This window comes from Sorangiineae bacterium MSr12523 (assembly GCA_037157775.1).
Taxonomy (GTDB): Bacteria; Myxococcota_A; Polyangia; order Polyangiales; family Polyangiaceae; genus Pendulispora; species Pendulispora brunnea.
Genome location: CP089982.1, coordinates 10893577 through 10911952, shown reverse-complemented (window position 1 = coordinate 10911952; position 18376 = coordinate 10893577). Strand labels below are relative to the sequence as shown.

General features: G+C 65.1%; 16 protein-coding genes. 8 read left to right on the top strand and 8 right to left on the bottom strand.

The genetic code is table 11. The annotated features are described in order from the left end of the window. Positions 1 to 23: 23 nt before the first annotated feature. The 5 genes from LZC95_43010 to ada form a co-directional block, all read right to left on the bottom strand. The gene (locus LZC95_43010; GenBank protein WXA93211.1) at positions 24 to 1232 is read right to left on the bottom strand and encodes an acyl-CoA dehydrogenase family protein; all 1209 of its coding nucleotides are present in this window, start codon (positions 1230 to 1232) and stop codon (positions 24 to 26) included. Positions 1233 to 1244: 12 nt separating this feature from the next. Beyond that, complete coding sequence (locus LZC95_43005) at positions 1245 to 2594, bottom strand: acyl-CoA dehydrogenase family protein (protein WXA93210.1); 1350 nt, start codon at positions 2592 to 2594, stop codon at positions 1245 to 1247. A gap of 2 nt (positions 2595 to 2596) precedes the next feature. After that, the gene (locus LZC95_43000) at positions 2597 to 3208 is read right to left on the bottom strand and encodes a TetR/AcrR family transcriptional regulator (protein WXB00267.1); all 612 of its coding nucleotides are present in this window, start codon (positions 3206 to 3208) and stop codon (positions 2597 to 2599) included. A gap of 86 nt (positions 3209 to 3294) precedes the next feature. Continuing rightward, entirely contained in the window at positions 3295 to 3996 is a 702-nt protein-coding gene (locus tag LZC95_42995) for a 2OG-Fe(II) oxygenase (GenBank protein ID WXA93209.1), read from the bottom strand. After that, entirely contained in the window at positions 3993 to 5081 is a 1089-nt protein-coding gene (gene ada, locus LZC95_42990; protein WXA93208.1) for a bifunctional DNA-binding transcriptional regulator/O6-methylguanine-DNA methyltransferase Ada, read from the bottom strand. The genes LZC95_42995 and ada overlap by 4 nt, the downstream gene beginning before the upstream one ends. A gap of 115 nt (positions 5082 to 5196) precedes the next feature. On the opposite strand from ada, the gene LZC95_42985 reads away from it, so the two are divergent. From LZC95_42985 to LZC95_42975, 3 genes are read left to right on the top strand one after another with little or no spacing between them, the layout of a single operon-like run. Next, positions 5197 to 6015, top strand: a complete 819-nt coding sequence (locus tag LZC95_42985; protein WXA93207.1) for a hypothetical protein — start codon at positions 5197 to 5199, stop codon at positions 6013 to 6015. Between the two features lie 2 nt (positions 6016 to 6017). Then, positions 6018 to 6815 (top strand): phytanoyl-CoA dioxygenase family protein, encoded by a 798-nt coding sequence (locus LZC95_42980; GenBank protein ID WXA93206.1) that lies wholly within the window; start codon positions 6018 to 6020, stop codon positions 6813 to 6815. A 59-nt stretch (positions 6816 to 6874) separates the two neighbouring features. Continuing rightward, positions 6875 to 8719, top strand: a complete 1845-nt coding sequence (locus LZC95_42975) for a sigma 54-interacting transcriptional regulator (GenBank protein ID WXA93205.1) — start codon at positions 6875 to 6877, stop codon at positions 8717 to 8719. On the opposite strand, the gene ssuD is transcribed toward LZC95_42975, so the two are convergent. Beyond that, positions 8646 to 9827, bottom strand: coding sequence for an FMNH2-dependent alkanesulfonate monooxygenase (gene ssuD, locus LZC95_42970; protein ID WXA93204.1), 1182 nt, complete (start codon positions 9825 to 9827; stop codon positions 8646 to 8648). The genes LZC95_42975 and ssuD overlap by 74 nt on opposite strands. 170 nt (positions 9828 to 9997) lie before the next feature. Here ssuD and LZC95_42965 point away from each other — a divergent pair, with 170 nt between their 5' ends. From LZC95_42965 to LZC95_42950, 4 genes are all read left to right on the top strand, one after another. After that, positions 9998 to 11158: an acyl-CoA dehydrogenase family protein gene (locus tag LZC95_42965; GenBank protein ID WXA93203.1), complete on the top strand. Its 1161-nt coding sequence runs from the start codon at positions 9998 to 10000 to the stop codon at positions 11156 to 11158. Between the two features lie 75 nt (positions 11159 to 11233). Continuing rightward, positions 11234 to 12337 carry a dimethyl sulfone monooxygenase SfnG gene (gene sfnG / locus LZC95_42960; GenBank protein ID WXA93202.1) on the top strand — a complete coding sequence of 368 codons (1104 nt, stop codon included), beginning with the start codon at positions 11234 to 11236 and terminating at the stop codon, positions 12335 to 12337. A gap of 144 nt (positions 12338 to 12481) precedes the next feature. Then, a complete protein-coding gene (locus LZC95_42955) occupies positions 12482 to 12967 on the top strand; it encodes a flavin reductase family protein (GenBank protein ID WXA93201.1) in 486 nt (161 codons plus the stop codon). A gap of 26 nt (positions 12968 to 12993) precedes the next feature. Then, positions 12994 to 13521 (top strand): NAD(P)H-dependent oxidoreductase, encoded by a 528-nt coding sequence (locus LZC95_42950; GenBank protein ID WXA93200.1) that lies wholly within the window; start codon positions 12994 to 12996, stop codon positions 13519 to 13521. Here LZC95_42950 and LZC95_42945 read toward each other — a convergent pair. Both LZC95_42945 and LZC95_42940 read right to left on the bottom strand, forming a co-directional pair. Then, positions 13518 to 13952 carry a MerR family transcriptional regulator gene (locus LZC95_42945; GenBank protein ID WXA93199.1) on the bottom strand — a complete coding sequence of 145 codons (435 nt, stop codon included), beginning with the start codon at positions 13950 to 13952 and terminating at the stop codon, positions 13518 to 13520. The genes LZC95_42950 and LZC95_42945 overlap by 4 nt on opposite strands. A gap of 43 nt (positions 13953 to 13995) precedes the next feature. Further along, positions 13996 to 14997 (bottom strand): aldo/keto reductase, encoded by a 1002-nt coding sequence (locus tag LZC95_42940; protein ID WXA93198.1) that lies wholly within the window; start codon positions 14995 to 14997, stop codon positions 13996 to 13998. Positions 14998 to 15265: 268 nt separating this feature from the next. On the opposite strand from LZC95_42940, the gene LZC95_42935 reads away from it, so the two are divergent. After that, positions 15266 to 17461, top strand: coding sequence for an Ig-like domain repeat protein (locus LZC95_42935; protein ID WXA93197.1), 2196 nt, complete (start codon positions 15266 to 15268; stop codon positions 17459 to 17461). Positions 17462 to 18376 lie beyond the last annotated feature (915 nt).

Sequence of the window (18376 nt, the reverse complement as noted above, 5' to 3'; positions counted from 1 at the left end):
TTCAAGCAGGCGCCACCTGCGGCTTATCGAAGTTCCGCGCTCGATTTGCCGAGCAGCCGGCGCGCGATGATGAGCATTTGGATCTGCTGCGTGCCCTCGAAGATGTCCAAAATCTTCGAATCGCGCGCCCACTTCTCCAAGAGCTCTCCTTCCGCGTAGCCCACGCTGCCGCACCATTCGACGCAGCGGAGTGTGATCTCGTTGGCGACGCGCGCCGCCTTCGCCTTGGCCATGCTGGCCTCGAGCGAGTTGGGGATGCCGTTGTCGGCCATCCAGGCGGCCTTCATCGTCAGGAGTCGCGCAGCCTCGAGTTCCGCTTCGAGGCGGTGAAGCTCGGTCTCGACCGCGTTGGCGTTGGGCCCGGGGCGCGCGTCGCGTCCGAGCAGGTTGCTGCGCCCGAGGATCTCCTTGGTGCGATCCAGCGCGGCGCGAGCCACGCCGACGGCCATGGCAGCCACGATGGGGCGCGTGTTGTCGAACGTCTTCATCACGCCCGCGAACGACTTTTTCGTGTCGATCTCCGGGCTGCCCAGGATGTTCTCCTTGGGGATGCGGCAGTCCTCGAACACGATGGTGGCCGTGTCCGAGGCGCGGATGCCCAGCTTTTTGTCGAGCCGCACGACCTTCATGCCCGGCGTGCCCTTGGGCACCAAGAAGGACTTGATGGCCGCCCGGCCCACGGACGCATCGAGCGTGGCCCACACCACGACGGCATCGGCGCGCTCGCCGCACGTGACGAAGATCTTCTCGCCCGAAAGGACCCACTCGTCGCCGTCGAGGCGCGCGGTGGTGCGGATGGCGGCGGAGTCCGAACCGGCGCTCGGTTCGGTGATGGCCATGGCCACCCACGCCTTGCCGAAGCGCTCCTTTTGCTCCGGCGTGCCCACGGCGGCCACCGCAGCGTTGCCCAGGCCTTGCCTCGGAATGGTGAGCGCCAGGCCGACGTCGCCCCAACAGAGCTCCATCATGCCGAGGACGCCGATCATGTTGCCGCCGTTCTTCGTGGTGGCGGAAGGATCGCGTGCGCCGTCGTCGCGGTTCAAATGGCTGGCCGAGGCGCGCCCGCCGCCCTCGTTCATGCCGTCGAGGAGCGCGGCGAGCATGTCGAGCTCCTTGGGGTACGAATGCTCGGCGGTGTCGTACTTGCGCGAGATGGGGCGGAAGACGTTCTCGGCGACGAGGCGCGCTTGCTCGACGATGGGGCGGAGTTTTTTCGGGATTTCCAGGTTCATGTTCGCGTTCCCTCAGACCGAAAGTGCGCCTTCGAGGATGGCAATGGCCCGCAGATCGCGGTACCAGCGCTCGACGGGGTGTTCCTTGACGAAGCCGTGCCCGCCGAGGAGCTGCACGCCGTCGGTGCCGATTTTCATGCCTTTGTTCGCACACTGCGTGCGCGCCAGGGCGGCTGCGTGCGCAACGTCTCCACCGCGCTCGGAGAGACTCGCGGCGCGGTGGACGAGCAGGCGCATGCCCTCGAGTTCGATGGCCATGTCGGCAATGAGAAACGCGACCGATTGACGATGCGACACGGGCTCGCCGAAGGCCTGCCGGTCGTTGCAGTACGGGATGACGTAATCGAGGATGGCCTGACCGGTGCCCACCGCCATCGCCCCCCAGGCGATGCGCGCGCGGTCGACCAAGGCGCCGATGTCGAAGCTTCCGCCATCGCCGCCGAGCAGCGCGCTCGAGGGAACGCGCGCATTGTCGAGCCGAAGGCGCCCGAGCCCCGCCGCCCGGAGTCCCATCGCCGGATCGCGCTGGACGGTGAGGCCCGGTGTGGCTCGATCCACGAGGAACACCTGCGGTCCGCGGCCGCGCACGTCGGCCACGACGGCAAAAAGTGTGGCGCTTTCCGCGAGCGGCACCAGCGATTTTTCGCCGTGGAGGACCCACCCGCCGTCATTCGAGCGCACGGCGCCGGTGCGCGGCTGCATCGGATCGAAGAGCGGGCGCGGCTCGAGGAGCGCGAGGGCCGCCGGCACGAAGGCTTCGCCCTTGAGAAAGGGGGTCAGGTAGATCTCTTGCTGCTCGGCCGTGCCCCAATCGACGAGGGCGTTGACCACGGCGAGCGGCGCCAGGATGGCCAACGCGAGGCCCATATCCCCGCGGGCGAGCTGCTCGGCGATGAGCGCACCCGCCACGTGCGAGCGCGATTCCGCCATGCCGCCGAGCGCCTCCGGGATGGCCAATTGCGCGAGGCCAAGGGCGTGCGCCTGTTCGAAGATGGCGTCGGGCGTCTTCGTGGCTTCGTCGGCGGCGTACGCGGCCGGGCGCAGCACTTCGTCGGCGAATCGCCGCATGGTGTCGCGCATCAAGGTTTGCTCTTCGGTGGGCGTCGGGTCGAAGAGCGCCGAGCCGGCCGACGGCTTCAGGCGGGCCGCAGGCTTTTTCCCGAGCTGGGAGACGGCATTGGCCGCGGTGGTGGCGGCGCGCATGCTCGTCTTGGCGCCGTGGTAGAGAATTTTCGCCGCGGGCCCGCGCAGGCGGAGCTTCTCCGCGATTTCCGCCCCGCCGAAGTGCGTGAGCAGCCGCAGAGGGCCGCGCGCGACGCGCTCGAAGGTCGACGGTTTTCTCCGTGTCGTTGCAGCCGCCATGTTCAGCCTTTCTCATGCAGCGCACGCAGCGCTGTGAAGGTCACTCCACCCAGGACATCGAGCGCGGCATCGGCATCGTGGACGCGACCATCGAGCACCGCTTCGAGCAGGCCCAGGGTCGATGCCACGATGATTTCCGCGTAGCACTCCGCCACCACCGGCCTAGGCGCGAGCCCGTACAGGTGGAAGCTCTCTTTGAGCTCCACCCGCGCGCGGTCGAGCAGTCGCCGAAAGCTTCGGCCTAGCGGGGATGTGTCGTCCGAGCGGTGGCGAAGGAAGATGCGCGTGAGCTCGGGCTCCGAGAGAAACGCCGTGCCCATGGCACGGAACGCGCGCCGCACCGAGCCCGAGACATCGGCCGGGTCGAGCTTCGCGTGCTGGCGCTTCAATTTCTCGAGAACGCGACCGCCGATCTCGGCCGCAGCCACCTCGAGCACCTCGTCCCGATCGGCGAAGTGCGCGTAGAAGCTCGATTGCTTGATGCCCGCCGCCTTGGCGATGCGCCCCGTGGTAGCCGCCGCCACGCCCTTCTCCCGCAGGAGATCGATCGCCCCATTGACGAGGCGCTTGCGCGTCAGCTCGTTGCTCTCCTTGCGGGTGATCGCGAGCACCATCTCGAACAACGATAACCTATCGTCGAAATCGTGCAACGAGATAAAATTGCCAGAAATTTACGAGGAAAAATGCGGATACGGTATCGTTACTTCGCGTCGTGAAAGATGATTCCGACGGTGTAGCGCTCGCCAGAGCGCAAACGGCTCACCCCGTGGCGCATGTTCACGCGGTAGATGCCGCGGGTGCCCTGCACCGGGCGGTGGTGCACGGGAAAGATCACGCCCTCGCCGCGCGCGAGCGGCACGACCTCGGCGCGCGACTGCATGCGCGGGCGCTGCTCCGTAAGGACGAACTCCCCGCCCTGGAAATCGGCCCCGGGCTCGGACAGCAGAAACGCGACCTGCAACGGAAAGACGTGTTCGCCGTACAGATCCTGGTGCAAGCAATTGTAGTCCCCGGGGCCGTAGCGAAGGATCAGGGGCGTGGGCCGCGTTTGTTCGCTGGCGTGGCACCGCGCGAGGAACTCCGCGTGCTCGCGCGGGTAGCGCACGTCGATGCCCATCGCCTCGTTCCAGCGGTTCGCGATGTCCGAGAGCAGGGGATAAAAAGCCGCCCGCAATTCGGCCAGGATGGGCAGGAGCGGATAGGAAAAATACTGGTACTCGCCCCGGCCGAACCCATGCCGTGCCATGACGACCCGGCTCCGAAACAGCTCCTCGTGCGCGTAGGTGCCCGTGAGCGCATCGCACTCTTTCTCGGTCAGGAGCGCGCCGGTGGTGGCGTACCCGTGCGCGTCCAAGTCCTTCGCGATGTTCGCCCAATCCAGCGCGCCGACGCGCTTCTTCATGAAGGCGCCCCCTCGCGCTGGACCCCCTCGCGCTGGAGAAGCGCGCGCTTTCGATCGACCCCCCAGCGGTACCCCGACAGCGAGCCGTCGGTCCGCACCACGCGGTGGCAAGGGATGGCCACTGCCAGGCTGTTCGAGGCGCAGGCACGTGCCACCGCCCGCACCGCCTTGGGCTGCCCGATGCGCGTCGCAATGTCCGAGTAGCTGAGCGTCGATCCCGCGGGGATGGTCCGCAACGCTTGCCACACGCGCTTTTGGAACGCGCTGCCGCGCACGTCCAGCGGCAGATCGAGGCTTTGCTCCGGTGCTTCGACCAGGCCCACGACGCGCGCCACGAGCTCTTCGAACGCCGGATCGCCGCCCACGAGTTGGGCTTTGGGAAAGCGGTCTTGGATGTCGCGCACCAGCTCGTCCGGATTGTCGCCGAGCAAGATCGCACACACGCCCTTGTCGGTGGCCGCCACCAGGATCGAGCCGAGCCAGCACTCGCCCACGGCGAATCGAATGGACGCGCCGTGCCCACCTTTGCGGAAGGCCGTGGGCGTCATCCCGAGCATTTGAGACGAGGTGGCGTAAAATCGCCCGTTCGATTGGAAGCCTGATTCGTAGATGGCCTCCGTCACGGTCGACGCACGACCGAGCTCGTCTTGGACGCGCTCCGCGCGGTGGGCCTCCGCATAAGCCTTCGGCGTGACGCCCGTCACCTGCTTGAACACGCGGTGAAAGTGGAACCGGCTCATTTCGGCCGCCTCCGCAAGGTCGTCCAGGCTCGGCATTTCGTCGGACTCTTCGATCAGGCGGCAGGCTTTCGCGACGGCCTCGGCCCGGCGCGCGTCGAGCGCGGCCGCGTCCGGTCGGCACCGCTTGCAGGCACGGAAGCCGGCCCGCTCGGCCTCGGCGCGGGTCGTATGGAACGCCACATTTTCGCGGCGTGCCAAGCGGGAGGCGCACGAAGGCCTGCAGTAGATGCCCGTGGTCCGGACGGAATAGAAGAATTCACCGTCGGCCGTGCGGTCGCGCCGCACCACGGCTTGCCAGCGTGAATCGTCGTTCGGGGTGGTCGACACCATGGAAATCGTAATCATGCTCGAACCCTAAGGTTCGCGCCCGAGGGCAACACTCCGGCCCTTGCTCTCGAATTCGATTGCTGCGAATCGCGCCGGATTGGCGCGAGGTCCCAAGAAGAGTACGCTCTCGACAATGGCGAATTTCAACAACCAGGGCGGTGGCGGCTCTCCTCCTTACCAAGGACAGCCCCCCTACGGTGCTCCTCCGCAGCAGGGACAGCCTCAGGGAGGTCCGGAGGCAGCACCTGGGGCGCCCGGCTACGGCCAGCCGCCCGCGCAGCCCGCGCAACAGGCGTATGCTCCGCAACCGGCACCTGGGGCCGGGTACGGTCAGCCGCCGCCGCAACCAGGCTATGGCTATGGTCAACCGCCCCCGCAACAACCGGGGTACGGCCAGCCAGCGCCCGGTGGATATCCGCAACAACAAGGCTATCCGCAGCAGCAGCAGGGATACCCGCAACAAGGTTATCCGCAGCAGCAGGGATATCCGCAACAAGGCTATCCCCAGCAGCAACAGGGCTATCCGCAACAACAAGGCTATCCGCAGCAGCAGCAGGGATATCCGCAACAAGGTTATCCGCAGCAGGGATATCCCAATCAACAAACCCAGGATCCATTGGCCGGCATGGTGAGCGGCCAATTGACCAATCCGTGGATCCCGGGGGCCCTCGTTTCCTTCTTCTTCCCAGGCTTGGGGCATCTGTTTCTCCCCCGCCCGGATTTGAAGACCATCGGCATCAAGATCTTCGTCGCGTACCTCGTCATCATGGTGGCCGTGCCCATCCTATTCAGTATTTTGGGCGGCCTCACCGGTGTTTACGTGCTCGGGTACGTTGGCTCGGCGTTCAACCTGTTTCGCATTGTCGTGCACCCCCTGTCGATGCTTCATACGCATGACACGGCGTGCAAATTGAATCCGCAGTTGGGGCAGCCGATTCTCTTCAAGAATTGACCATGAACGACATCGCGGAACACCTCGCCCGCATGGACCGCGATGGGTACACGATCGTCGAGAACGCGATCGACCTCTCCCTGGTCGACGCGCTTCTCGCCGATCTCGAGCGGCTCGAACGGGAGCTCGATGCCCAGCCGGCGCAGAACCTCTTCGAGGGCACTCGCACGGTGCGCATCTACAATTTGCTCGCGCGCGGAAAGCTGTACGAGCTCATTCCGGTGCACGAAAACGTGCTGCCCATCGTCGAGGGCGTGCTCGATCGCGGGTGCCTCGTCTCGTCGCTGTCCTCCATCGCCATCGGGCCGGACGAAAGCGCGCAGCCGATTCATTGCGACGACCAGCTGATTCCATTGGGCAAGCCGCATAGCCCCATCATTTGCAACTCGATGTGGGCGCTCACGGATTTCACGGAGGAGAACGGCGCCACCCGTGTCATTCCGGGCTCGCACAAAAGGGACCGTTCGCCCGAGTTGGGCACCGTCTACGACGATTCCATCGCGGCCGAGATGAAGCGCGGCAGCGTGCTCGTGTTCAACGGGAGCCTCTGGCATGGCGGTGGTGCGAACCGCACGAAGAGCCGGCGGGTCGGCATCGCGATGAACTACTGCGCGGGCTACATCCGGCAGCAGGAAAATCAGCAGCTCGGCATCCCGCTGGAGGTGGCGCGCGGATTTGCGCCGCGGCTGCGCAAGCTCGTGGGGTACGGCATCTACCGCGGGCTCATCGGGCACATCGACAAGTGCAGCCCCGTGGACCTTCTCGACGGCACCGGCCCGCGCCGCGCCATGCCCGACTGAGCGATCTCGAGTGTCCGTTATACTGGACGACTGTTCGTTATAGTGGTACGAGCCATGGCGTGGGCGCGACCAGGTCGAAGGCCGTGTTTCAGCTTTCGCGTGTCGATTCACCCTCGACGAGGGCGCGAGCGCTCGTGTTCGAGGACGTGCGCTCGGTGGAGCTGCTGAAGCGGCTCGATCGGATCGCACCGAGCGACATCCCCGTATTGGTGACGGGCGAGACGGGCACCGGCAAAGAGATCGTCGCGCGCTACGTGCATGACGGCAGCGGGCGGGCACGCGGGCCCTTCGTCGCGGTCAATTGCGGTGCGCTGTCGCCCACGCTGATGGAAAGTGAGCTCTTTGGGCATGAAAAGGGCTCGTTCACCGGGGCGCTTTCGAGCAAGCCGGGCTGGTTCGAGGTGGCCCACGGCGGCACGCTTTTCCTCGACGAAGTGGGCGACCTTCCCCTTTCCGCCCAGGTGAAGCTTCTGCGCGTGCTGCAGGAGCGCGAGGTCGTGCGCATCGGCGCACGGCGGCCCATCCCCATCGACGTGCGCGTGATCTCTGCGACCAACGCGGAGCTGGAAACGGCGGTCGCCCAAGGGCGCTTTCGCGAGGATCTGTACTACCGGCTCAACGTCGCGCACGCGCCGCTTCTGCCGCTGCGCGAGCGAATCGGCGATATTTTGCCGCTGGCGCGCCACTTCCTCGGGCTGTACGCGAAGCGATTCGGTATCGACCACGTGGAGTTCACCAAGGAGGCGATGGCGCATTTGCGGGCGCACCCTTGGCCGGGCAACATCCGCGAGCTCGAAAATGCCGTCCAGCGCGCGTTGGCGATGGCGACGGACGGCCGCGTGACCGAAGAGGATCTACGGCTGCGTGCGCACGCCGAGAACCACGGGAAAGGCGAAGCGCGCGAGCCGGCGCAGTCCGGTCTGGAGGCGGCGCTGGTTGCGCTGTTCGAGCACCCCGAGCCGGATCTGTATCGGAAGATCGAGGACACGGTGTTTCGCACGGCCTACGCGGTGAGCGAGGGCAATCACCTGGGGACCGCGCGCCTGCTCGGCATTAGCCGAAACGTCGTGCGTGCGCGGTTGATGCAGCAAGGGTTGCTCGGCGGCGCCCCGCGGCGCTTGCGCGTGCGCATCGGGTTCCAGGACTTCGGGGTGCTCGCGTCCCTGAAGAACACGCGGGCGCTGGACGAGGCGCTGGCGGCGCATGGCGCGGAGGTGGAGTGGATCGAGTGCGCGACCGGGATGCATGTCGTCGATGCGCTCTCCAATGGGACGATGGATCTAGGTGTCGCGGGTGAGGCACCCCCCGTGTTCGCGCAAGCGGCGCGCGCGCCCGTCGTGTACCTCGCGTCCGAGCCGCCGGCGCCCGAGGGCGAGGCCATCGTGGTCCACGAGCGCTCGGCCATGGGAAATCTCGCGGACCTACGCGGAAAGGCGCTGGCCATGAGCCGTGGGGCCAATGTCGTGTACTTCGTGGTGCGCGCGTTGGAAGAGGCAGGGCTCTCTTGGAGCGATGTGGACATCCGCACCTTGCCGCCCGGCGATGCCTATGGCGCATTCGTGCGGCGTGAGGTGGACGCGTGGGCCATCTGGAATCCGCTGCTCACGAGCCTGCAGCGCGAGATGCCCACGCGCGTGCTGCGCGATGCGCGAGGCCTCGCACCCAATCGTGCATTCTACATTGGACGGCGCGCATTTGCCGATGCGCACGCCGACGTGGTGGACGCCTTTTTGGGCCAGGTTGGCACCGTGGGTGGAAGTGCAGTGCGCATCGACGACGAGACGATGGAGTCGCAGCAGTCCATCGCCGATACGTTCCACCGCCTGAAGTTCATTGCGCGTCCGGTGCACGTGGGGGACGCGGTGTGGCGGCGAGCGGCTTCGGCGCATAGCGCTGGCCGATGATCTCGCCAAACGGCCCCGTGACATTGTGATCGACGGCGCCGTTGCGCTTCGCCGCCGTGGACACGGGCAAGAGGGGGAAGAGCAGCTCCGCCACGCGGTACGCCTCCTCGAGGTGCGGATAGCCCGAGAGAATGAACGTGTCGATGCCCAACGCCGCGTACGCGCGCAGCCGGCTCGCCACGGTTTCGGGATCGCCGACCAAGGCCGTTCCGGCACCACCGCGCACCAATCCGACACCGGCCCATAGATTCGGGCTCACCTCCAGCTTGTCGCGTCGTCCGCCGTGAAGGGCCGACATGCGGCGCTGCCCCTCCGATTCGAAGTTGGCGAAAGCATTCTGCGCCGCCGCGATGGACGCATCGTCCAGATGACGAATGAGATCCTCGGCCGCGTCCCACGCAGCGCGTTCGGTCTCGCGCACGATGATGTGCACGCGCAGCCCGAACCGCACCGTGCGACCGAGCTCCTGGGCCCGGCGCCGCACGTCGGCCACCTTGGCCGCGACCGCCTCCGGTGGCTCGCCCCAGGTGAGGTAGACGTCGACGTCGCGCGCTGCGATGGCATGCGCCGGCGGCGAAGAGCCTCCGATGTAGAGGGGAGGATGCGGGCGCTGCAACGGCGGAAAGAGAAGCTTCGCGCCGCGCACCCGCAGGTGCTTTCCCTCGTAGTCCACGGTCTCACTGGCGAGGACGCGCTTGTAGATGGCGAGAAACTCCGCCGTCGCCGCGTAGCGCTCGTCGTGCGAGAGAAAGATGCCGTCCCCCTCGGCCTCACCGGGATCGCCGCCGGTGACCACGTTGAGAAGAAGCCGCCCCTGCGAGAGCCGATCGAAGGTCGACGTCATGCGCGCCGCCGTCGTCGGCGACGTGACCCCGGGCCGCAGCGCCACGAGAAAGCGCAGTCGCTCCGTGACGGGAATCATGGTCGCCGCCGCGATCCACGCATCTTGGCAAGAGCGACCCGTGGGCAGCAGTACGCCGTAATACCCGAGCGAATCCGCCGCCTGCGCGATCTGTCGCAGATACGACAAATCCACGGCGCGTGCCCCCTCGCTCGTACCGAGGTATCGCCCATCGCCATGGGTGGGAAGGAACCAAAGAATGTCCATGCACGTTCCCACGTCGCAACTTTCGGGCCGTCTTGCTTCCCTCTGGATGAAGGAGGCTTTTGCTTCCCCAGCAACACCCGAGTGCACGTCGGCTGTTGCTCCAGAAGCAGCGCCCGCCCGCATCCTGCACGATTTCCGAATGGCGCGCCGCATGCACATGACGCCCGTCAATGGCCGATCCGCTTGCGATTGCCTCGAACCTCGCTGCCGACTTCGAGACCACCGCCGTCGCCCGCGATCGCGAAGGTGGCACGCCCAAGTCCGAACGCGATGCCCTTCGCGCCTCCGGTCTTCTCGCCCTGAGCATCCCCGCTTCCCTTGGGGGCGCCGGTGCCGATTGGCCCACCATCCTTCGCAGCGTGCGCATCATCGCCCGCGCCGACGGAGCGCTTGCGCACGTGTACGGCTTTCAGCACCTGTTGCTTGCCACCGTTCGCCTCTTCGGCACGCCTGCACAATACGAATCCCTCGCCCGCGAAACCGCCGAGCGGCACTTGTTCTGGGGCAACGCCCTCAACCCGCTCGATGACCGCGCCACGCTGTCGCGGGACGGTGACGACTTCGTTCTGCGCGGCGAGAAGAGCTTTTGCTCCGGGGCCCGCGACGCGGACATCCTCGTCGTTTCCGCCCTCGATGCGAGCACGCGCAAGCTCCTCGTGGGGGCCATCCCTGCGAACCGCACGGGCATCGTCGCGCGCGATGACTGGGACAACATGGGCCAGCGCCAAACCGACAGCGGCTCCGTGCTCTTCGAGAACGTGCGCATCCAGCCCCACGAGCTTCTGGCCCAACCCGGCCCGCTCGGTAGCACCTTTGCGACCCTGCGGCCGCTCATCGCGCAGCTCACGCTCGCCAACGTATACCTGGGAATCGCCGAGGGCGCCCTCGAAGCTGCCCGCCGGATCACGCGCGAGCGCGGCAAAGCATGGTTCGCCAGCGGCGTGGAGCGTGCGGTCGACGATCCGTACATCCTGGGCATCTTCGGGGAGCTCTACGTCGAGCTCGAGGCGGCGCGGCATGTCACCGACGCCGCCGGTGTCGCGTTCGAGCGCGCCTGGGCACGCGGCGACGCGCTCAGCGCCGACGAACGCGGCGCGGTGGCTGTCGCCGTTGCCTCGGCCAAGGTCACCACCACACGCGTCGGCCTCGAGGTCACCACGCGCATGTTCGACACGGCCGGCGCACGCGCCACCACCGCGCGCCTCGGCCTGGACCGCTTTTGGCGAAACCTCCGCACCCACACCTTGCACGATCCCGTCGACTACAAACGGCGCGATCTCGGACGCTGGTTTCTCACCGACGCGCTGCCGGCGCCGTCCTTTTACTCTTGAGGGGAACATCATGATGACCGCCATGGCCTGTACCTAGCCGCGCGCCACGCGCCGCGACGAAGAGAGGACCATGCCATGAGCAACGAGACCCTTTCGGACGATGCCATCAAGTTTGCCTATTGGGTGCCCAATGTCAGCGGCGGACTGGTGGTGAGCAAAATCGAACAAAGAACGGATTGGGGCTACGATTACAATCGAAAGCTCGCCGTCCTCGCCGAAAACAATGGATTCGAATATGCGCTCAGCCAAGTGCGCTACATGGCGAGCTACGGTGCGGAGTACCAGCACGAATCGACGAGTTTCAGCCTGGCGCTCCTCCTCGCCACGCAGCGCCTCAAGGTGATTGCGGCCATTCACCCGGGCCTCTGGCACCCCGGTGTGTTCGCGAAGCTCGGCGCCACGGCGGACCACCTGTCCAGCGGGCGCTTTGCCGTCAACGTGGTGAGCGGCTGGTTCAAAGGAGAATTCACCGCCCTCGGCGAATCGTGGCTCGAGCACGATGAGCGCTACCGCCGCTCGGAGGAATTCATCCGTGCCCTGCGCGGCATCTGGACCGAGGACCACTTCTCGTTGGCCGGCGACTTCTATCGCATTCGCGACTTCAGCCTGAAGCCCAAGCCGCTCCAATCTCCGCACCCGGAGATTTTCCAAGGTGGCAACTCCACCGCCGCCCGAAAAATGGCAGGCCGCGTTTCCGATTGGTACTTCATGAATGGCAATTCACTCGCCGGTTTGAAAGAGCAAATCGACGAGGTCAGTGCTCACGCGGTGGCTGCAGGTCGCAAAGTGCGATTTGGTGTCAATGGCTTCATCTTGGCGCGAGATACCGAAGCCGAGGCCCACGACGTCTTGCACGAGATCATTCGCCAGGCCGACAAAGCCGCCGTCGAAGGCTTCGGCGCCGCCGTGAAGCAGGCCGGCAAGGCCGCGCCGGACGGCAAGGGCATGTGGCAGAATTCGAATTTCGAGGATCTCGTTCAATACAACGACGGATTTCGCACCGGCTTGGTCGGCACCCCCGAGCAAGTGGCCCAGCGCATCGTGGCGCTGAAGAGCCTCGGCGTGAACCTCGTGCTGGGAGGCTTTTTGCATTACCTGGAGGAGGTCGAGTATTTCGGAAAACGCGTTCTGCCTTTGGTGCGCGAACTCGAAGGATCGCGCCAAACGGTCGCCGCATGAGGGCCCCGGCGGCGCTCGCTGTCGCCGATGCGGCGCGCATCCTTTCCGATGTGCAGGCGCTCCATCTCGGGCTCACGCCGTCCCGGAAGGGGTAAACGCGTGATTTGGGGGACGAATGCCCCTATACAGAAGGGGGAGGAACCCATGGGTGATACGATCTCGACCGCGGCATTTCGTGAAAGCCTCGCGCATTTTGCCAGCGGCGTGACCATCGTCACCATGCGTGCCCCGGAGGGTCCCGTCGGCTTCACCGCCTCGGCGTTCACCTCGGTGTCGCTCGAACCTCCGCTCATCCTGGTGTGCGTGGGCAAGCAGGCGAGCTTGCACGATCGCTTCCTCGTGCACGAGCACTTCGGCGTGAGCATCCTCGCGCAGGAGCAAGCGTGGGTGGCGGCGCAGTTCTCCCAGCGCAAGGTCGACCGCTTCCGCGACGTGCCACTCAACGAGGGCCCCGTCGCCGGTGTGCCGCTCATCGACGGCGCCATCGTTCACCTCGAGTGCCGCTGCCACGAGCGCCACCCCGCGGGTGATCACACCATCGTTCTCGGCAAGGTGCTTTACGCCAAGGTCACGCACGGCAAGCCGCTCGTGCACTACAAGCGCGCCTTCGGCGGCTTCACGGCCTCGTAGCGTCCCCGAATCAAAAGGAGAATCTCATGAGTCGAGACATCGTCTTCGTAGGCGGCAGTCCGTCGTCCGCCTCGCGTTCGCGTTTCGTCGCCGGTGCCGTCGCCAAGGAGCTCGAGCGCGCGGGCTTCACCGCGCGCCACTTCTCCCTCGGCGACTTCGACGCCGAGGACGTCTTCCACGGCCGCACCCATGCGCCCAAAATCGCAAGCTTCGTCGACGCGGTGAAGTCGGCCGCGGCCATCGTTCTATCGACGCCGGTCTACAAGGCCACGTACTCCGGCGCCCTCAAAGCGGTGGTCGATTTGATTCCACCCGACGCCCTCGCGGGCAAGCCCGCATTGGGCATCGCCACCATCCGCTTGGAGACGCATGGCCCCGAGGTGGACCATGCGTACCGCGCCCTCTTTGCCTTCTTCCAGGCGAAGGCCGTGGGCTCACTCATAGTGCGGGACGAAGAGCTACGCCTCGAGGTCGAACCCGCCCTGAACGACGCCGCCCGCGATCGCACCGCCAGCGCGGCCAAGGCGCTTCTCGACACCCTCGAGGCGGGCTAGCTCCCGTTTGCGGCCTTGGCGCGCAGCTCGAAGGGGGACGGTCCGCTCGCCGCCTCTTGCTCCATCTTCTCGTACATCGCGATTTTGCACTTGAGGATGTCGAGGTTCGCCTGAAGCTCCGCGAGGCGCTGCTCGACCTCTTCGCGATGCGCTTCCAAGAGGAGCCTGCGCTCGCGCACCGTGGACTCCCCGCGGCGCAGGAGGCGTGCGTACTCGAGCATGCGGCGGATGGGCATCCCTGTCTGGTGGATCTTCCGCAAGAAAACGACCCAGCGCACCTCCGCTTCGCCGTAGCGACGGTGACCGCTCGCCGAGCGTGGTACGCCGGCGAGCAGCCCGATGCGCTCGTAATAGCGGAGCGTGTGCACCGTCACCGCGGTTTTCTCGGCCACCTCGCGGATGGTCCATTCGGGCTCGCCGGGCATCGTCATCGTATCCTTCTTTCTTCGTTCGGATTGGGGCGAGCTCACGGTTTCAACCTCGCAGGATGGCCATCATGTGCGGAGCATAGCGCTGGCCCGAAGCCGCGCTCGGCGGAAACACGGCATCGATGGCCTTCACGTCCTCCGCCGTAACGGTGACCTCGAGCGCCGCCACGTTTTGCTCCAGGTATTTGCGCCGCTTCGTCCCCGGAATGGGCACGACGAAGTCGCCGCGCGAAAGCACCCAGGCGAGCGCGAGCTGCGACGCCGTGCACCCCTTCTCCTTGGCGAGTCCTTCGATCTGGGTGACGAGGTCCAGGTTCTTCTGGAAATTCTCGCCCTGGAACCGCGGATTGTGCCGGCGGTAGTCGTCGGGCTCGAGGTCCTCGAAGCGCTTGAATTGGCCCGTCAAAAAGCCGCGGCCCAGCGGGCTATACGCGAGGAAGCCGATGCCGAGTTCCTTGCAGGTTGCAAGTACCTCGTCCTCCTCCGGATCGCGCGTCCAGAGAGAGTACTCACTCTGAATCGACGTGATGGGATGAGTCTCGTGCGCGCGCCGAAGGGTCTGCGCATTGGCTTCCGAAAGCCCGATGCCACGCACCTTGCCGGCCTTCACGAGATCGGCCAGTGCGCCGACGCTCTCCTCGATGGGCACCTTCGGATCGACCCGGTGCAGCTGATACAGATCGATGACGTCGACGCCGAGCCGCTTCAGGCTCCCATCGCACGATGCCTTGATGTACTCCGGCCGGCCATTGACACCGCGCACGTTGGGATCGTTCGGGTCGCGAACGATGCCGCACTTCGTAGCGAGAAACACCTTGTCGCGTCGATCCTTGATGGCGCGGCCAACGAGCACCTCGTTCGTGTGCGGCCCATACGCATCTGCCGTATCGAGCAAGCTCACGCCGAGCTCGAGCGCGCGATGGATCGTGGCAATCGACTCCACCTCGTCGGTGGCGCCATAAAATTCGCTCATTCCCATGCAACCCAAACCGAGGGCCGACACATCGAACTTGCCCAGCTTCCGTGTCTTCGTGGTTTGATTCGCCATGACTCGCATCTCCTTCTCGTGTTGCTTGGGCACCATCGATAGGAGTTAGAGTGCGCTCGAAGTCAAGGCCCCCATCTGCCGGCAGGTACGGCGCATCCCGCCGCCGACTCTGCCTTACCCGAAGTGCGGTGAAACAGCTGGTTTGAAACGCTTCAGGTGACGTTTTATGCGTAAAAAAACGCCTACCAGAGGCATGCATAAAACTACGGAATCGTACAACCGCATGGTATTCAGAGGACTCCTTCTTTCCAATAGCGAGGTGTGACCCATGCTTAGGTGGTTAATTGGTATAATAGTGGGTTTCGGTCTCTGGCTCGTTGCCGGGACCGCCGGGGCACAGGCTGACCCGCCCTTAACTTGTCCGCAGACGATTTCGGGACAGATCGATTCGCCGGGCGATCCGAAGGAGAACGGTCGTATCAACGCGGGCGTGTCCCTCCCCACGCTGTGCGGACAAACCGTGCCGGCGCCTGGAGTCATCGCGGGGCAGTACGGGTATGACCGGTACATCTTCAAGAATCGAACGGCGAGCAACCCCGCCTGCATCCGTGTCACGCTGAATGCGAAGTCGGGGCAAGGCTTGTTCGCGTCCGCGTACGTCGATTCATTCGACCCGCAGAACATCACGGCCAACTACATCGGCTCGACCGGCAACCAGGTCCTTGCAAGTACCTCCAGGAACTTTTCGGTCGACGTCCCCGCACTGAGGGACTTCGTGATCGTCGTGAACGAGTTCGTCGACGGCGGCGGCGGTGCATACGACCTCACGGTGGAAGGCTGCGGCAGGATCCTCATCAGCGAGATTACCCCGAACTTCGGCCCCACGGCAGGCGGCACCGAGGTGGTCATCAAGGGCGCCGGGTTCAAGCCCGAGTCGACCGTCACCTTCGGTGGCGTTGCCGGCACGAATTTCCAGTACATCAGCGAGTTCGAGATCCACGTGACGACGCCTCCGTACACGGGTGGCGGCGCATCTCCGCACGCGGTCGATGTTGCCGTGACGGCTGGACCCGGAGACCCCGAGATCAAGCGGGGCGGGTTCACCTACTACGATCCGGCGAACACGGTTCTCACCCTGACGCCGTCCCCGGCCATCGTCGAATACGGCGCCAGCCCCACGCTCATCGGGACCATCTCGCCGGCGAAGAATCCGAATGCACCGACGGGGGTTATCGAGTTCTTCGAAGGGACGACGGCTCTCGGCCGCGGGCAGATCGATGCGGCCAATTCGACGGGACGCATCGTCATCGGGGGCCTCTCCGTTGGTACCCACGAGTTCAGGGCGAGCTATGCGGGCGACCCATTCTACAACCGCGCCGATTCCGCAGCGGCGACCCTCATCGTGAACAAGTCCCGTACGAGCGTGACGCTGAGTTCCTCTCAGAACCCGTCGGGTTTGGGTGACGCGGTCACGTATACGGCCATCATCCGTGGAACGTTTGCCCAGAACACGACGGGAACGGTGACCTTCACGGAAGATGGCAATCCCATTGGTTCCCCGGTGCCAGTCGTCAATGGGCGAGCCTCATCCGAGGCTAGAACGTACATCGCAATCGGTAATCACACCATTGTTGCGACCTATAGTGGTGACGACAACTTCCGCGAAGGCAACGCGACGTTGACCCAGCGTGTGACGGCCAATGCGCCGGACATCAACATCACGGCCAATCCGGAAACCGCGACCTACGGAACGGAAGTGACCTTTACTGCGAAGGTGCAAACGCGCCCTGGCGCGCCGGCTCCTATCGGCAAGGTGCAGTTCACCGTTGATGGTCAAAATGTCGGTCCAAACGGCGACATCAATCCGACCACCGGTGAAGCCGTATTGGCTGCTCAGAAATTGACCGGTGGGCAGCACACGATCGTTGCGAACTTCACGACTGGTTCCAGAGACTACGAGAACGGCTCGGGCAGCCTGCCGTTCGAAGTCAAGAAGGCGCAGACCACGACCACCGTCGTGTCCTCGAAGTCTCCCAGCGCGGTTGGTGAAGCCGTCGCCTTCACTGCGACTATCACGACCACGGTGCAGGGTGGTGCTGCCTTCACGGGTACCGTCCAATTCAAGGACGGCAACGAGAATCTCGGTAGCCCCATCACAGTCACGGCAGGTGTCGCCAAGCTCGAGAACGTGAAGACCCTCGCGCAAGGCACGCACAAGATCACCGCGGTCTACTCCGGTGATACGAATTACGCGGGCGTCCCGTCGGCCTCGATCGACCAGGTCGTTGGCACCACGGGTGGTACTGACGGAGGCACCGACAGCGGGACCAAGGACGCGGGCGACAGCGGCACCGTGAAGCCCGACGCCAGCGGTGTCGATTCCGGCTCCGGCGGTGGCGGCAACGCCAGCACCGAAGGCGGCGGTTGCGACTGCAACACCACGGGCACCCCGGCCTCTGGCCTGATGGCGCTCCTCGGTGGCCTCGGCTTCGCACTGATGCTCGTGCGTCGCCGTCGCGCGTAGCCGACGTCCGTCCTACAACACGGAGCGGGAAAGGTCTCGTGACCTTTCCCGCTTTTTTTTTATTGGCAGATGGCTACAGGTGCTCACACTCGCGGGCCGGGCATCCGCCTAGAGGCCGCCAGCAAAAAATCACCGATGCGTCGATTCTTCCAAAGCGGAGTCGGAATTTGAGCCAAAGAAAGCGTGATGCTCGAGACGAACTCCACTAAGCCTTCCGCGCTCAGACGAGGGACTCGCTCGGTTCGCATGCTCGGGCTCGCTCTTTTGGGAGCATCTGTTCTCACTGGAGTGACACTCTCCTGTGGCGACTCTGACTCCACCCAGACGCCCAAGGATGCCGGGATGGATCGCGGCATGATTGGTCCGCTTCCGGATCCGCCAGAGCCCTCGATTCACCTTTCGGCTGGGGGAGGGAATCTATGCGTAACCCGGGGGGATACGGTCCGGTGCTGGGGAACGAATGACTATGCCCAGCTTGGGCAAGGGGAGGAGGACGGTACAACGCACCCGCCTCCGGGCAAAATCTTGCCGGGCACCTGGGCAACGCTGCCAAGCATCTATGTCGCTCATGCCTGCGCCATCACGGCGGGGAACGAGATATCATGTTGGGGCAAAAACGGCGATGGAGAGACCGGTCGTGTTCCCGAAGTGGACGGCGGTGACGTCACCCGCGCGCTGTCTGTCGTCAGCAATACCCGAGGCGCGCTGCAGGTGTCGACCGGCGACGGGTTCAGTTGTGCGGCCTTCGACCGGGGCACTTCATGTTGGGGCGTTAGTTCAAAGGGCCGTATCGGCCCTTTCAATGGGGAACGCACGGCCTCACCCAATGCCATTCCTGGTCTAGACGGCGTTGCGAGTCTCCAATCGGGCAAAAACTTCTCATGTGCACGCAAGCATGATGGGAGCATTTGGTGT